The organism is Virgibacillus subterraneus (genome assembly GCF_900110695.1).
Classification (GTDB): domain Bacteria; phylum Bacillota; class Bacilli; order Bacillales; family Amphibacillaceae; genus Lentibacillus; species Lentibacillus subterraneus.
In genome coordinates this window covers 828,322-843,915 of record NZ_FOEH01000001.1, presented here as the reverse complement: position 1 = coordinate 843,915, position 15,594 = coordinate 828,322, and the positions used below count along the sequence as shown (strand labels likewise).

Sequence of the window (15,594 nt, the reverse complement as noted above, 5' to 3'; positions counted from 1 at the left end):
CTCCTAACTTTCATATGGATAGTTTTTCAATAGGATAGTTAATATCTTTTAGTTTGAATTGATTAACTAAAAATAAGCCTGTGCATCTTTCCCTTAAATGGAAGGCTTCATTTAAACTTCGGGTAATTAAAACATCACTAATACGAAGATCCTCAGGTATTCTAGGGCCACCTACTGCGTAAAGAGTGTCTTTAATCTGGGAAGATGTAGGTAATTCTTCCATTTGACTTTTTATTTCTACCCAATTTGTAATGAATTTTTTAGAATAGCTACAGTTTGGGGCAAGATTATTGATATCCACATCGACCATCAATTGTTTATATAAATCAATTATTACCGTTGTTGCGATTCCTACCTTTGCTCCATGTAAAAGTTGTTTACCATCATTTTTTAATAATTCCATTTCCCAGTAATGGGATAAATGATGTTCACTGCCTGAGGCTGGCCTGGAATAGTCTAATACTAGCATGACTAAACCTGACTCTATTAAAGATTGCATCAAAATACTCAGACCGTTTTCCTCATGGTCTGCTATTTCCAGAGAACTGTTAACACAAGCCTCCAACGATCTCCTAGTTAAATTTGCTGCCAGTTGATTATATGGCTCATTGTCAACCAAACTTGAAATCTTCCAATCTAACAATGATGTATATTTACCAACCATGTCACCAAATCCCGCTGCAGTCATTTCTTGTGGAGCAGCTTTAAGTATGTCAACATCCGCAAATACAGCAATAGGCGCTGTGGCTTGAATAGTTTTCTTTACTCCTTTGAAAATTAAAGGAGCTCCTTTAGAAGTAAAACCATCTACCGAGGCTGCAGTCGGCACAGAAATAAATGGTAGCTTCATTTTATAACTCACAAAACGCACCATATCATGAATTGTCCCTGACCCGACTGCTAAGATTACATCTGTATTGTTTGGTATTTCAACTAATAACTGAACTAGTGTTTGTTCATCTGCAATTACTTGTCCATGTCTATTAGGACGTAATTCCACAGTGGTCACCCTAAAACTTTCTGATACTAATTCATCGATTTGGTTTCCAGCCGCTTTTCTCGTATTGTCATCTACAATGAGAACTACATTTTCAAACTCTTTTAATTCTAGATAAGCTGGCAGTAAATTTATAGCTTCTTTTTCAATATTAATTTCTGGATAAGTAATGTTTTCTGCGCCTACTTCTTTTGCCAGTCTTGTAAAATCCCTTAATAACGCCATCTTACCCCTCCTTGTCTATTTTACTTTTCATCAATCTTACGAAAAACAAGGCCCGTCAGCCAAACCCAAGCCACCAACAAAACACTGATCGAAAAGAACAGAATTAAACTTGGAAATTGCAGAGATAAGTAAGTCACGTAAAAGAAAACCAAAGCTATGGCAACTGTATAATGAATTTTAGCTATTCCTATTATCATTGCATTCTTTAGTTGTTGAATAAAGCTATTTTGGTATTGTACTAACAAGGGAAAGAACCAAATAACAATAATAAAGTAAAAGAAAACGATAAGGTAGAAGGCGAAAATAGTTCCCATAAACACTTCACCCTTTGCATTAGCAATTAAATTATAGTTTAGATATAATAACCCGCCAATTAGTGCTAAAAACATACCAATTTTGTTAGAAGCTAAAAACTCATTTTTATAGTAATGTTTGAACGTTTTCCAACTAGAGATGTCGCGTTCTCCATTGGTCCATTTTTTGGCAACACTTAAGGCTGCCACAGTCGACGGAAATATCCCTAAAACAACAAAACCTACTATGGAAAATGTTAGCCATAATAAATTCAGAACAAAGAGTCGGGTAATCCATTGAAACATTAAATCTAGTGATGAAACGATACCATTTCCATTCATGATTGCTTCCACCTTGTATAAATAATTATCCCTTGACTCCTCCTACTGTAAGCCCTGATACAAAGTACCGTTGGAAGAATATAAATAGAAGTACAATGGGAATGATTGTCATAACAGACCCTGCTATTAACACATCGTAGTTATTGCCATAAGGGGTCAATAGCGTCGCCAAACCAACTGGCAGGGTGAACATCTCATTTGATCTTAACACGAGTAAAGGCCATAAGAAGTTGTTCCAACTCAACAACCCCTGCAAAATAGCCATTGCTGCAAAGGATGGCATCATTAAAGGCATCATAATTCTAAAAAATATTCCGTATTCTGTAGAACCATCTATTCTGGCGGCATCCATTAATTCTTTTGGCAAACCAACTGCATATTGTCTAAAGAAAAATACAGCAACAGGCGCTACAATTAGAGGAAGTATGACTGCAAGATAAGTATCAATAAGCTGCATCGAAATCATTAATTTATATAACGGTAACATTAGGATCTCAAAAGGAACCATTATGATAAATAACACAAGAAGGAATATTACATTTTTACCTTTAAAATCATACACTGCCAAAGCGTATCCAACCATTGCCGATAGGAGTAGTGATAATATAATAGTTAAACCTGAGATGATTAGGCTATTTCCATACCATTCCCAGTACGAAGCTGCTTGGGTGAATATATACGTATAATTATCTAGATTCATATTACTTATATCAAAAGTAAGACTCATTCCATTTCTAATTAATTCTGAAGAGGGACGAAATGAGGATACAATAAGTCCAAGAACTGGAAAAAGAGCTACGAAAGATATAAAAACAAAACCTAGATTAATGATCCATTTTAGCATGGTGTTATTCTTTTTTCTCATTCTAATCGCCCCTTTTAAATGCACCAGTTACTAATAGTTGAATAAAACTGACCACAAAAATGATTAGCATTAACACAACACCTATGGCTGCTCCAAATCCCATATCATTTTGTTGAATACCCTGTTGGTAAACATAACCAATAACGGTTAGGCCAATATTACCTGGTGAACTTGTTTCCCAAAACACAAAACTTTCTTCAAACATACGAAAACCATTTATTATCGAAATAGTTACAACAAAAATTATAATTGGTTTTAAGCGTGGCAGGGTTACATAGAAGAATTTCTGAAATACATTTGCTCCATCTATTTCTGCAGATTCATATAGCTCCCTTGGTATATTCTGTAATGCTGCAAGAAAGTATAAAATGTTAACACCCATCCATCTCCAAGAACATAATATGACCATTAAAAACATCGCTGACCATGAGTTATAACGCCATTCAATTGGATCTAGACCAATAAATGCAACAATCTGATTAGCTACTGCAACATCAGATTCACCAAACATCATTCGGAAGATTGTACCTGCAACAATCACAGATGTTAATGAAGGAACAAATAATGAAGCACGAAAGATAGTTTTAAACTTTACTACCTTTGAATCTAACAGCACTGCTAGAATTATTGGTATAATAGTTAAAACTAATACTGTTAGAACCACATAAACACTTGTGTTCTGCAAAGCTCGAAAGAACGTTGGATTAAGAAGTCTCTCATAATTACCCCATCCTATAAACGTAACTTGACCGGGTAACACACTCTGAAAACTCATTATGATTGCTTGAATAGCAGGATAAAGCGTTAAAACTAAAAAAGAAATAATAAAAGGTGAGACAAAAACCCAAGGCGCTACTTTCTTTGAGTTCAAAAATTTAATAAACTTGTTTGGCTTCTTATCCGATTTTCTATTTGGTTTCTTATCTGGTGTTACTTCTGGTGTCGCCATATTCTTAGCTGCTGATGCTTCTGACATGTATAAGCCCCCCTTACAAATATTGTCTTATAAGATAAGGACAGAAATTCTGCCCTTATCTCATGTTATTACTCTTTTGATTCCATCTTAGCGCTTATCGTATCAGCCGCTTGTTTAAGTGCTTCCTCCGGGGTTTGAGAATCTTGCCTTATAACACTATGCATAACATTTGTTTGCAATTCTGTTATAACATCGGTTGTGTTAGTTGTTAGTTCTACACCACTAACCTCACTCCGAATATCTACTAGCATATCCCAAATACGGTCACTAAAATAATCAAAATACTTGTTGTCTTCTTGTAACTCAGGTGATTCCCACACATCGGAACGAGGAGGGACAAAACCTAGTATTTTCCATAGTTGAATACTACCTTTCTTAGACAACTTCGTATATGCTAAGAACTCTTTAGCAAGTTCAACGTTTTCTGATTGGTTCGTTACTACAGTACCTGTACCACCCATACCTGCACTTCTAGCTTCTGTACCTTCCCATAAAGGCATTGGCTTCATTACCATTTTCCCTTTAAGATCTGGCATATAATCTAGGAATCTACCCATATACCACATTGGCATCATTAATGAAGCAGCACCACCCTCATTCATAAATCCATAATACTCTTCAGAATGGTGGAATCCACCAGGTGTTGGGACTGCAATCTTAGATTCATTGACCATATCATCTAAAAATTGTAATACTTTAACATTCTTTTCATTATCTAAAGTCAACTCACCTTTATCATTAAAGAAACCCGACCCACTTTGACTAACTAACGGCCAATAACTCCAATGCTCATCCGTTTCAACTGTGGTCATAGGTACACCGGTTTCTTCTAGAACTGTTTTACCCGCTTCCTTATAGTCATCCCAAGTTTTAATAGAGTCAATGTCTATTCCAGCTTCATTCATTATTTCCTTATTATAATACACAACAGTAGCCCCCAAATGCGTTGGGACTCCATAGTAGTTACCATCTTTGCTATACATATCGATACGTGCTTTGACCATTTTTTCTTTTATCGGTTCAATATAATCGTTCATTGGAGCTAGCTGGACTTCACCTTCTAAATAGTTAGAGAATCGACCAACTTCAATATCGGCAATATCTGGGGCCCCTTCACTTGACTGCAGTGACAAAAGTAAATTATTATGCAACTGATCATATGGGTATGTTTCTGCAACAAGCTTTATTGGACGATCTGAATTTTCCTTATTCCAACGCTCAGCTGCATTTTGAAATATTTGCATGTGTAACTCGTTAAAGGTCCAAAATGTTATTTCAGTTGCACCTTCAATATCATCACCAACAGATGCGGTTGCTTCTATTTCTCCACCTGCAGAATCTTCTTCCCCTTCACCACTACATGCAGTTAACATTATAATGAGAAAAGCAAATAGACCAAAAAAAAGTATTTTTTTCATTATATTTCCTCCTATTCTCTCGTGTTATTCCGAGTTAAATCATTTAATGTATATAGCTGCAATCTTGGTTATTGCTAAAAGCATCATTATTTCTTTAAACGAATAACATTCCAAGACGTTTTCGCTATGTTTGCTTCTAGGCAACCACTTTTAAGTTGTGAATCACCATTTTTATGTGGAACAACCGCTTGATTACTTGCTGTATTTACTGCTTTTAAATTATCATGCTCAAGCACAATATGTTCCACTAATCGATATTCTTCAAAACTTCTCACATCAGCATTTACAGTTATGTTATCTGTCAAATTTTTATTTATTATAAAGATAGTAACTTCTTCTGTTTCTTCATTATAAACAACAGAGCAATCAATATAAGGAACATCTGTAAAATCCTTACTATCATACTTTGGAGATGAAACAATTGGTTTTAGTGAAATCCCTCTACCATAAATGGATGCATGCATATAAGGATAGAAAATGGTTTGTTTCCAAGATCTTCCGTTATTCTCAGTCATTATTGGTGCAATTACATTTACCAATTGAGCCAAGCAAGCCATTTTCACCCTGTCTGCATGTTGCAAAAACGTGATTAGCATGCTTCCAACCAATAAGGCATCTTCAAAGTTGTATTGATCCTCTAATTGCGGTGGAGCTACTGTCCATGGTTCGATTTTCTTATCACTTTCATTTGAATGAAACCAAACATTCCACTCATCAAAACTGAGGTACATTGTTTTTTTGCTGCGATGTTTCGCTTTAATGTAGTCACAGGTTGATGTAACAGTATCAATGAAGTGATCCATGTCCATGTTTTTAGCTAAATAATTAGCTGGATCATTTTCCTTATTTCCATAATATTGATGAAGGGAAATATAATCTACTTGTTCATATGCGTGATCTAACGTTGTTGCTTCATACTCAGGAAATGTTGGCATACCCGTATTTGAACTGCCACAAGCTACTAATTCAATAGATGGATCAACTAGCTTCATAGCTTTAGCAGTTTCCTTCGCTATTCTCCCGTATTCATGTGCTGTTTTCTGACCCACTTGCCAGGGTCCATCCATCTCATTACCAAGGCACCAGGTTTTAACGTTGTGTGGATTTTCATATCCATGGGATTTTCTCAACTCACTCCAATACGTACCTCCTGGATGGTTTGTATATTCCAATAAATTTCTAGCAGCATCGATTCCTCTCGTTCCTAGATTAACAGCCATCATTATATCCGAATCGACCTTTTTAGCCCAATCCGCAAATTCATTCGTTCCAACTTCATTTGTTTCCATTGCTCTCCACGCTAATTCTAGTCGCCTTGGCCGTTCTTCTTTTGGTCCTACTCCGTCTTCCCAATTATAAGCAGATACCATATTTCCACCAGGATATCTAACGATAGGGACTTGTAATTCTTTTACAAGTTCAATTATATCCAAGCGAAAACCTTGCTCATCTGATTGCGGATGACCTGGTTCATAGATCCCTCCATATACAGCTCTACCTAAATGTTCAATAAATGAACCATAAATCCGTTCATCCACCTTAGCTATTTGATAGTCCTTATCCAAAACCATTCTTGCCATTAAGTTATTTTTCACATAACTACCCCCATATTATTTTGTTATCAAGTTATAATAATTAATTTATTGTTAACGCTTACAAATAGTTTTAAAATTTTTAAAAACTATCCCCTCCTTGTACGAATATTTTATGATATTTAACACTAATTCTCCTTCATGTACGTATAAGTTGTATTGGCTTTATTATAAATAACTTTACCGAACAATTCAAGTATATTTAAGTATTTACTGAAAATTTAATAAAATAATATTATTTTATCATTAAACACAATTGCAAGAGGTTTTAACCCTTACCTGAAGAGTGACCTCAATTTGTCTAACTCCACTATCTATTCAAGAACAATCAATTTTTGCTCAAAAACTTCTGCCACCAAACCTCCTATTGCAAGACTTGCAGTATAACTACTAACGTTTAAATGTTTCATTAACAACTTATTTTTCGATTAATTCTCTGATTTGGTAGAGGGTATCCATCTAATATTTTAGGCATAACCATGTTTCAAAATACTATATCTTGTCATAACCAACACACAACTATTTTAATAGTAAGTGGAACGTATAAGCGCCTTTATAGAGGTAATAATTTTACTTAAAACAGAGATTTGCTTTTTAGCAAATCTCTGGAAAAATTCCTTCTCTTTCAATTCTTTACTGCCATACAGCTTCACTCAACTTTAATTCATTACGCAGTTTACGTGGAACTGTATCTTTATCAATAACAACACATTCTATATTCGTCATATCAGCAAAATCATATAATTGTTCGGTTGTTACATCTAATGAAAATACGGTATGATGCGCTCCGCCTGCATAAATCCAAGATTCTGTTCCTTCACTCAGAGATGGTTCAGGCTTCCAAAGTACTTTTGCAACAGGTAATTTTGGTGTTTCTTGATTAGGTTGTTCTGCTTGCACTTCATTCACAACAAGTCGATATCTTCCACCCAATTCAATTAATGAGACGTTGATAGCATTACCTCCTTGTCCGTCAAACACGAGTCTTGCCGGGTCATCTTTTCCGCCAATACCCAGTGGGTTTACAACGATTTTTGGTCTGGTTGCAGAAACGGTTGGACAAACCTCAAGCATATGCGAGCCAAGCACCATTTCATTACCAGGTTCCAGGTGGTACGTATAATCCTCCATAAAGGATGTGCCTTTGTTTCCGGAAATAACCTTCATCATTCGAAGTAAAGCCGCTGTTCTCCAATCGCCCTCACCAGCAAATCCATACCCTTCTGTCATCAAGCGTTGCGCAGCAAGTCCGGGTAGTTGTTTCATTCCATGTAAGTCTTCAAAATTAGTTGTGAAAGCATTGTAATTTCGCTTCGATAAAAAAGTTTTTAAACCTAATTCAATACGAGCTTGCTCTAAAATGGAATCTCTTACTGGACCGCTCTTATGGGCTTCAGCAGGTAAATCATACAACTCACTATAATCATTGAATAAGCCTTCCAATTGCTTATCAGAGACCCCCCGCATTTCTTCAACCAGATCACCAATTCCATAGTAATCAACTGTCCAGCCAAACTTAATTTGCGCCTCTACTTTATCACCATCGGTTACCGCAACATTTCGCATGTTATCACCAAATCGTGCAACTCTAATGTTTGTTCCTTCTGTCACTGCTACGGCCGTTTGCATCCAACTACCAATTTTCGATATTACCTCGTCATTCCCCCAATGACCAACAACTACTTTTCTTGGGATATTCATACGAGTTCCAATAAAACCGAACTCGCGATCTCCATGTGCAGACTGATTCAGGTTCATAAAATCCATATCAATATCTTTCCAAGGTATATCACGATTAAACTGTGTATGTAAATGCAGCAAAGGTTTTTGAAGTGCATTAAGACCTGCAATCCACATCTTTGCTGGTGAAAAAGTGTGCATCCAGGTAATTAATCCAGCACAATTCTCATCACTATTGGCTTCCAGCATTAGTTTTCGGATATCATTTGAATTTGTCAGTACTGTTTTAAAAACAATTTTAAAAGGTAAACCAGCCTTTTCATTTAAATTATCTGTAATTGTTTTGGAGTGGTCACCCACTTCCTTTAGTGCATCTTCGCCGTACAGTTGCTGACTTCCAGTTACGAACCAAAATTCATAAGGTTTTAACGTTAGCATTTTGTTTTCCTCCCATATTGTTTTGACTGGTATATTATTTTATTGATGAATTATTTATAGTCAGTTCTAAGGGCTCTTAAACGCTTCATAACATCATTTTCACCACGACCGAAATATGTATGAAGTGTTGAATACTCTTGATACAATTTTTCATATATTGCTACATTTTCAGGGATAGGCTTGATTACTTCATCTTTAATTCTTGCCATATTCCTTGTTGCATCTAATATTGAACTATATCCTCCATTATCTTCACCTGCTGCAACTGCTCCAAACATAGCAGCTCCTAACGCTGGTGTTTGCATTGAATCTGCAATTTTAATAACACGATTCGTCACATCAGCATAAATCTGCATTATAAGCTTGTTCTTTTGCGGCAATCCTCCACAAGCATAAAGCTCGTTAACCTCTACTCCATTTTCATGAAACGCATCAACTATTTGTCGAGTTCCAAATGCTGTTGACTCCAATAATGAACGGTAAATTTCCTCTGGCTTCGTTTGCAGTGTCATTCCCACTAACAGCCCGCTAAGGTCAGTATCAACAAGAACGGAGCGATTACCATTCCACCAATCAAGTGCCAATAATCCCGTCTCACCAGGTTTAAAATTGGTAGCCTTTTCTTCTAGCCATTGATGAACATTAACACCTTCATCGTCAGCCGCTTTTTTTACATAATCAGGCACAGCTTCATCCACATACCATGCAAAAATGTCACCAACAGCTGATTGACCTGCCTCATATCCGTAAAAACCAGGTATAATACCGTCCTCAACAACACCACACATACCTTCCACTTGCTTTTCATCTTTTCCTAAAAGCATATGACATATAGAAGTACCCATAGCCATCACTAATTTACCTGGCTCAGCCACGCCCATAGCCGGCACTGCAGCATGGGCATCAACATTCCCAACAGCAACAGCAGTACCTTCGATTAATCCCGTAAGTTTCGCCATATCTGTAGTAAGTCCACCAGCATTGGTACCTAATGAAACAACATCACCACGAAGCTTTGACTCTACTAAATTTTCCAAGCGTGGATCCAATGATTTGAAAAAATCCTTACTAGGATAACTTTCTTGTTTATGCCAAATTGCCTTATAACCAGCCGTACAGCTATTACGCACCAAATTATTAGTAAGCTTCGAAATCACCCAGTCCGTTGCTTCCACAAATTGATCTGTTTTGTCATAGATTTCTGGAGCCTCATTGAGAATTTGCCATATTTTTGCAATCATCCATTCCGAAGATATTTTACCACCATACCTTGGCAAGAAATCCTCCCCGCGCTGTTCAGCAATTTCATTTAATTTTGTTGCTTCATTTTGTGCTGCATGATGCTTCCATAATTTTACCCAGCTGTGCGGGTTATCCTTGAAGGATGGATTATTGCTTAACGGCTCTCCTTGCTCATCAATAGGCAGCATTGTACATGCAGTAAAATCAATTCCAATCCCAATAACATCACTGGCATCTACACTTGATTCACGTAAAACAGCTGGAATAGAGTTCCCCAAAACTTCTATATAATCTTGTGGATGCTGTAGAGCCCAATCTAGGCCAAGTTCAACGCCTGATTCAGGTAATGTCTGATCAATAACCCCATGTCTATAGGGTGTTACATGATCAGCCACTTCCATGCCGTCATCTAATGAAACAAGAACAGCTCTGCCTGATTCCGTTCCATAATCTACACCAATCGTATATTTTTTTGCCATAATGCCTTCCCCCTTATTTCTTTTGTCCGTAATACGCCTTTGATCCATGCTTTCTTAAGTAATGTTTATCCAACAATGCTTGATCTATATCCGAAATGGCTGGATTTAACTGATACGTTTGCAATGCCATTTTAGCCACTTCCTCTAACACAACAGCATTATGAACCGCCTCGCTTGGATCTTTGCCCCATGTAAAAGGAGCATGACTATTAACAAGCACACCTGGCATTTGTAGTGGATTTATATCTTGTAGGGTTTCCACAATCACATTTCCGGTTTCATGTTCATACGAACCATTGATTTCAATGTCTTTCATTGATCTTGTACAAGGTATTCCTCCATAGAAATAGTCTGCATGTGTGGTTCCTAAAGCAGGAATATCCTTGCCAGCCTGTGCCCAGCTTGTTGACCATGGTGCATGTGTATGTACAACACCGCCAATTTCTTTAAAATTTTTATATAGAACAATATGGGTAGGAGTATCTGAAGATGGATTCAAATCACCCTCAACTACATCTCCTTCCAGATCAACGACCGCCATATCGTCACGTGAAAGTTCTTCATAAGAAACTCCACTTGGTTTTATCACTACTAAATTACGCTCTCGGTTGATACCGCTTACATTTCCCCAAGTAAAAGTAACAAGATTATGCTTTGGAAGTGCTAAATTAGCATCCAGTACTGATTGCTTTAAATTTTCCAACATATTTTTCACACCCTTCACTAAAAATTATTCTTGTACGTATGAGATACCGTTCATATCTTAATAATAATATAATTTGTACGTACAATCAACACAATAATTCTATTATCCTTAGAAACAACCTTTAAAAATACCTGTAATAAAAAGCATCAAAAAAGGACAAGCATATAGCCTGCCCTCTATTATAAAATTTTTCTTATTTAATAAACTCCCCGTATATGTCCATGTACCTCCTGACGATAAAATGATGCCAGCCACTCCAGTTCTTCGGGTGAATATCCTTTTACATCAAGTGCTTGTAAATTATCCTCTACTTGATTCATATTTTTGAATCCCGGAATAACACTGGAAATTTCTTTATGTTCTAAAATCCACTTCAGTGCCGCACGGGTCATAGTACCCCTGCCATCTTCAATCCAATCTAGCTTCTGGCTTAGTTCAACTCCTTTGTTAAACTCAAGTCCAGCAAACGTTTCACCAACATTAAATGCCTGACCATCACGATTAAAATTACGATGGTCATCCTCTTCAAACGTAGCATCTTCACTAAATTTTCCGGTAAGCAGTCCGCTTGCTAATGGTACACGAGCTAGGATACCTATCCCATTATCGTTTGCTTTTGGTAATAATTCCTCTAAAGGCTTCTGACGAAAAATATTAAAAATAACCTGTAATGAACTTGCATTTGTATGTTCCAAGCAATATAACCCTTCTTCAACTGTCTCAACACTTACGCCATAATAGCGAATTTTCCCTTGTTTCTTTAATTTTTCTAACGCTTCAAACACACTGCCGTCCTTAAGAATCTCCATTGGAGGACAATGAATTTGATACAAATCTATCTGATCACGATTCAATCTTCTTAAGCTGTCCTCACAGTACTCTGCTACACGCTCCATGGAATAGTTTTTTGGATCATGAATATCACCGGCGCGGCAAAATTTAGTGGCAATTTGAATGGAATCTTCTCTTCCCTTTGTTGCCTTTGCTAAAAGCTCCTCACTATGACCATCGCCGTAAACATCTGCGGTATCAAAGAAATTAACACCTTTATCCATCGCTCGGTCCAAAGCACGTAATGCATTATCATCGTTCAGTTTGCCCCATGCACCGCCAATAGCCCATGTGCCAAAACTTAACTCACTTATCTTTAAGTCTGTATTTCCTAGTTGGTTATACTTCATATAGTTTAAATCCTCCAATTAATTAAAGACTTTAAAATTAGTTTAAAACATGTACCAGCATGATGCTGGTACATGTTTTTTGCCTTAAGTAACTATTGCCACTGCCTTAATAAATAAGTACTGTTCTGTTTGAGAGTACCGAATGCAGACTCAGATATCAGCTCATTCTCCCTCTCATTTTCAAGCTTTTTAATAAATTTGTCCATATGATCAATAGCTTTCTCAGTCTCACCCTTATCTTCAAAGTTAATCACCGAATCCAAGTGCGCCTGTAATGATCTAGCAGTACCATAGTTTTCAAACTCTCCGTCTTGTCCAAAATCACCAATAAGTATTCTCATCTCGTTTAAATTATAATCCATCATTTCCCAATAGGATGGTTTTACATTGAAATTTGGATCAAAGACAAATGGTGCATCTTTCCCAACTCCATTATTATAATCTTCTGCACGATCATCAAGCCATGTATGATCATCGGCAATACCCCAGAATGTTACGTTGCTGATTTTATCATCTAATTCCTCATAGAGCTCAAATAACTGATTGTACCGCTCTGCTTGATCGAACAGACGTCCACTTGCTAGGATTTCATCATAGTTTGCAAAAGCAGGAGTTGGCGGCCATCCATAAAGACTAACATCTAACTCGGTAATTTGATTATCCAATCCTAAACCAGTGAACATATTGATAGATTCTCTTGTATCTTCAATAGAAGGCCAACCGATTTGAATGTGTGCCTGATGTCCTACTCCATCAATTGGAACCCCTTGGTCCAGTAAATCTTTTACCAAATCATACAGATAGTCTCTCTTTGGTTCTACTTCGGTATTATAATCATTAATAAATAATTTGGCATCTTCTGCGGCATATTTTCTCGTTGTCTCAAAAGCTTTTTTAATATAGTCTGTTCCAGTAATCTGGTACCATTTAGATTCACGTAAGCCTCTGTCATTAGATGCATAAGGGTCAATTGTTTCATTGACAACATCCCAGGCATCCACTTCATCCTTGTAGCGCGTTACGATAGTCTTAATGTGAGTTTCCAGACGTTCAAGTAAAATCTTCTTATTTCTTTCTCGCTGTTCAGGATCTGTTTCATCTACCATTGGATTTCCTTCCCCATCCAGGAAAAACCATTCCGGTACCTGACTATGCCAAACAAGCGTGTGGAAACGCAAATCCATGTCATTCTCTTTCGCAAACTGAACAATTTTGTCTGCTTCTTCAAAGTTAAAATTTCCTTCTTGTGGCTGAATATTGATAGGCTTCATCACATTCTCGGCAACAATGCTGTTATAATGGCGCTTCAATACCTCTCCATGAATTCCTTCCAGCTGATACGGTTCAACAGCAGCCCCAATAGGAAAGGAATCTTCATATCTTTTTCCAAGCGGCGTTACCTCTAAAGCACTTTTTGATTCATACCCCTCCTCTGCATCGGCTACGCTTGTCCCTGCAGGTAATAATAACGACAAAGCTAACCCTGTAACAACTGTTACTCCTAGAACTTTTAACATCAAACATTCCCCTTTCTATAATCATTTTGAAAAAAACTAAACCGATAGACACCTCCCCCAATAAAAGTTCTGATATATTAAAAAGACCACCTCAAATAGCGTTGAAAACGTCTGAGATAGCCTTTTTTTAGTGAGTATATTTATTTGCGGAATTCTAAAAGTGCTTCATTCATTTTTTTCGTCAGACCATATATTTCCTGATATACACCGAATAACTTTTTATAGATTTCAACATTATCCCTATCCGGAATAAACTCTTTCTCTACTTGTAAAAAATCATCCGCACAATCGCTTAATGAATCAAACCACCCGCAGCCGTATGCCGCTAACATTGCCGCTCCCATTCCAGGACCCTGCTCACTTGAAAGTTTAATGATTCTGGCATCGAAAATATCAGCCTGCATTTGTAACCAAACATCATTTTTCGCACCTCCACCAATTGAAACAATCGAATCAATCGTCTTTCCATTATTGCGGAATATGTTAATCGATTCATTTAAGGAAAAAGTGATTCCCTCGAGAACCGCTCGAACAAAATCTTTTCGCTGATGTGAACTATCCATGCCAATAAAACTTGCCCGAATCGCAGCATCTGCATGTGGAGTTCTTTCGCCTGCCAAATAAGGCGTGAACAACAATCCATTAGATCCAATTGGAACAGAATTCACTTCAGATACTAAATCCTCAAACGATTCATCCTTGGCAAAGACATCTTTAAACCAACTGAGGCTATGCCCGGCCGATAGGGTAACACCCATTGTATAAAAAGCATTAGGTGCCCCGTGGTTAAAATAATGAACCTTACCTTGAAAATCTTTGTTATCACTATCTTCGTAGGAAAGGACAACACCAGAGGTACCAATACTGCAAAGCGTTTTTCCATCCTCTAGAATTCCTGAACCAATCGCACCACAGGCATTGTCTGCGCCACCGGCAAATACGCTTGTTGATTTCGATAGGCCAGTAATGCCGGCAACTTCAGCACTTATCTTACCTGCTTCAGCATGTGACTCAACTAATGGAGGGCAAAGCTTTGGATCAATGTCCACTAAATTACAAATCTTTGTACTCCATTCTTTCTTACTTATGTCCAATAGTAATGTGCCTGCAGCATCGGAAAATTCCATGTGCAGTTGGCCTGTTAGTCTATAGCGCAGGTAATCCTTCGGTAAAACAAATTTCCTGGCTTTTTTAAACAATGCTGGTTCATGTTCTTTTACCCATAACAGCTTTGGTAATGTGAATCCTTCTAGTGCAGGGTTTTTCGCTATATCTAGCAATCTCTCTTCGCCTACAGCATTATAAATTTGCTGGCATTGTTCAGTCGTACGTGTATCATTCCAAAGAATAGCGTTACGTAGTACTTCATTATTTTCATCTAGCAAAACTAAGCCATGCATTTGTCCGGCAAAACTAATACCTTCAATTTCATCAGGGCTAATTGTGCTATTTGTCAGCAAATCTTTCAAACCTGCAAATGTCTGTTCCACCCATACTTTGGGATCCTGTTCACTGTAGCCGGTTCTTTCCTGAATTAAAGGATATTCCTTTGAGATTTCGTGTTCAACCTCACCATTTTTGTTAACCAGTAAAATTTTTACCGCACTGGTTCCTAAGTCGATACCGATTACATATTTCATAGC

The 15,594-nt window shown here is 37.2% G+C and carries 12 protein-coding genes; all 12 read right to left on the bottom strand.

All coding sequences use genetic code 11. The features are described 5' to 3' along the window. Positions 1-10: 10 nt before the first annotated feature. Positions 11-1,222 carry a sn-glycerol-1-phosphate dehydrogenase gene (locus BMY13_RS03955; protein WP_092502712.1) on the bottom strand — a complete coding sequence of 404 codons (1,212 nt, stop codon included), beginning with the start codon at positions 1,220-1,222 and terminating at the stop codon, positions 11-13. Between the two features lie 20 nt (positions 1,223-1,242). Beyond that, complete coding sequence (locus tag BMY13_RS03950) at positions 1,243-1,857, bottom strand: YesL family protein (RefSeq protein ID WP_092502709.1); 615 nt, start codon at positions 1,855-1,857, stop codon at positions 1,243-1,245. A gap of 25 nt (positions 1,858-1,882) precedes the next feature. Then, on the bottom strand, positions 1,883-2,722 hold the full coding sequence (locus BMY13_RS03945; RefSeq protein WP_092502707.1) for a carbohydrate ABC transporter permease: 840 nt from the start codon (positions 2,720-2,722) through the stop codon (positions 1,883-1,885). 1 nt (position 2,723) lies between these two features. Further along, complete coding sequence (locus BMY13_RS03940; protein WP_092503428.1) at positions 2,724-3,671, bottom strand: carbohydrate ABC transporter permease; 948 nt, start codon at positions 3,669-3,671, stop codon at positions 2,724-2,726. 95 nt (positions 3,672-3,766) lie between these two features. After that, the gene (locus BMY13_RS03935; protein ID WP_092502705.1) at positions 3,767-5,116 is read right to left on the bottom strand and encodes an ABC transporter substrate-binding protein; all 1,350 of its coding nucleotides are present in this window, start codon (positions 5,114-5,116) and stop codon (positions 3,767-3,769) included. A gap of 86 nt (positions 5,117-5,202) precedes the next feature. Beyond that, positions 5,203-6,696, bottom strand: a complete 1,494-nt coding sequence (arfA, locus tag BMY13_RS03930; protein WP_092503426.1) for an arabinosylfuranosidase ArfA — start codon at positions 6,694-6,696, stop codon at positions 5,203-5,205. Between the two features lie 645 nt (positions 6,697-7,341). After that, positions 7,342-8,826 (bottom strand): L-arabinose isomerase, encoded by a 1,485-nt coding sequence (araA, locus tag BMY13_RS03925; protein ID WP_092502703.1) that lies wholly within the window; start codon positions 8,824-8,826, stop codon positions 7,342-7,344. Positions 8,827-8,876: 50 nt separating this feature from the next. Next, on the bottom strand, positions 8,877-10,547 hold the full coding sequence (locus BMY13_RS03920; RefSeq protein WP_092502701.1) for a ribulokinase: 1,671 nt from the start codon (positions 10,545-10,547) through the stop codon (positions 8,877-8,879). 13 nt (positions 10,548-10,560) lie between these two features. Beyond that, on the bottom strand, positions 10,561-11,253 hold the full coding sequence (gene araD, locus BMY13_RS03915; RefSeq protein ID WP_092502699.1) for an L-ribulose-5-phosphate 4-epimerase: 693 nt from the start codon (positions 11,251-11,253) through the stop codon (positions 10,561-10,563). Between the two features lie 197 nt (positions 11,254-11,450). Further along, entirely contained in the window at positions 11,451-12,434 is a 984-nt protein-coding gene (locus BMY13_RS03910; protein ID WP_092502697.1) for an aldo/keto reductase, read from the bottom strand. 92 nt (positions 12,435-12,526) lie between these two features. Further along, on the bottom strand, positions 12,527-13,951 hold the full coding sequence (locus BMY13_RS03905; RefSeq protein WP_092502695.1) for an endo-1,4-beta-xylanase: 1,425 nt from the start codon (positions 13,949-13,951) through the stop codon (positions 12,527-12,529). Positions 13,952-14,091: 140 nt separating this feature from the next. Then, positions 14,092-15,591 carry a xylulokinase gene (gene xylB, locus BMY13_RS03900; protein ID WP_092502693.1) on the bottom strand — a complete coding sequence of 500 codons (1,500 nt, stop codon included), beginning with the start codon at positions 15,589-15,591 and terminating at the stop codon, positions 14,092-14,094. Between the last annotated feature and the right edge of the window lie 3 nt (positions 15,592-15,594).

Coding starts and splice junctions, on each gene's coding strand:
- BMY13_RS03950 (WP_092502709.1), bottom strand. CDS start 1,857: ATGAATGGAAATGGTATCGTTTCATCACTAGATTTAATGTTTCAATGG.
- BMY13_RS03920 (WP_092502701.1), bottom strand. CDS start 10,547: ATGGCAAAAAAATATACGATTGGTGTAGATTATGGAACGGAATCAGGC.
- BMY13_RS03905 (WP_092502695.1), bottom strand. CDS start 13,951: ATGTTAAAAGTTCTAGGAGTAACAGTTGTTACAGGGTTAGCTTTGTCG.
- araD (WP_092502699.1), bottom strand. CDS start 11,253: ATGTTGGAAAATTTAAAGCAATCAGTACTGGATGCTAATTTAGCACTT.
- BMY13_RS03935 (WP_092502705.1), bottom strand. CDS start 5,116: ATGAAAAAAATACTTTTTTTTGGTCTATTTGCTTTTCTCATTATAATG.
- arfA (WP_092503426.1), bottom strand. CDS start 6,696: ATGGCAAGAATGGTTTTGGATAAGGACTATCAAATAGCTAAGGTGGAT.
- BMY13_RS03940 (WP_092503428.1), bottom strand. CDS start 3,671: ATGGCGACACCAGAAGTAACACCAGATAAGAAACCAAATAGAAAATCG.
- BMY13_RS03955 (WP_092502712.1), bottom strand. CDS start 1,222: ATGGCGTTATTAAGGGATTTTACAAGACTGGCAAAAGAAGTAGGCGCA.
- BMY13_RS03910 (WP_092502697.1), bottom strand. CDS start 12,434: ATGAAGTATAACCAACTAGGAAATACAGACTTAAAGATAAGTGAGTTA.
- araA (WP_092502703.1), bottom strand. CDS start 8,826: ATGCTAACGTTAAAACCTTATGAATTTTGGTTCGTAACTGGAAGTCAG.
- BMY13_RS03945 (WP_092502707.1), bottom strand. CDS start 2,722: ATGAGAAAAAAGAATAACACCATGCTAAAATGGATCATTAATCTAGGT.
- xylB (WP_092502693.1), bottom strand. CDS start 15,591: ATGAAATATGTAATCGGTATCGACTTAGGAACCAGTGCGGTAAAAATT.